Consider the following 631-nt stretch of genomic DNA (forward strand, 5'->3'; position numbering starts at 1 on the left):
CCGCTTTATGGGTTAAAGATTGAAGAAGAATTTAACAAACTTTATAATTCTGATTTCACCATTAGGAGCCTTTATCCTAATCTTGAGTGGTTGGAGAAGAACGAATTTATTTCCTCTTGGTGGGTGGAGGAAGAATTTGAGGGAGGAAAAAGGCGCCGATGCTATGAATTGACTCCTAAAGGCAAGCAAGCTTTGGGGGAGTAGCAAGTGGGGTAAAAACACTACAGCATCCGACCTCTATGATAATGTCCTAAACGCTTAATTTGATTTTTTATTGCGAGCAACGTCTTGTCCAGAAAAATTAATTTCTCCTTTCTGACTAATGATGATTTTAGTATTAGGGAAACTGCGTTTTGTCAAAGACCTGACTAAATCAATTGTTTGCCCGTACTTATCAACTTGGGGAATTCCTGTTTTATCTAATTGAATTGAATCAATTTTACCCGATACAAAATCACCGTCTTGGTTTATTTTGGCTTCGAGAATAAGAGAATTTCCTTTTTCTCCAGTGGTAGAAAATGTTTTATATCCTAGGAAGTTTCCTAGGGAGTACGCGATAAGTTTACCTTTGTATACTTCCATCGCGCGCGGGACATGTGGACCGTGACCTAAAATTAAATCGGCGCCTGCA

The 631-nt window shown here is 38.8% G+C and carries 2 protein-coding genes; one reads left to right on the plus strand and one right to left on the minus strand.

All coding sequences use genetic code 11. The annotated features are described in order from the left end of the window. Window positions 1-204, plus strand: a 204-nt coding sequence (locus AC2JBO_RS45105) for a PadR family transcriptional regulator (RefSeq protein ID WP_496960115.1), incomplete at its 5' end; no start/stop codon positions are given. 54 nt (window positions 205-258) lie between these two features. Here the strand turns inward: AC2JBO_RS45105 and AC2JBO_RS45110 are convergent. Continuing rightward, window positions 259-631, minus strand: a 373-nt coding sequence (locus tag AC2JBO_RS45110; protein ID WP_496960116.1) for a CapA family protein, incomplete at its 5' end; no start/stop codon positions are given.

It is taken from the genome of Calothrix sp. CBUCES-K 9914 (assembly GCF_059640475.1).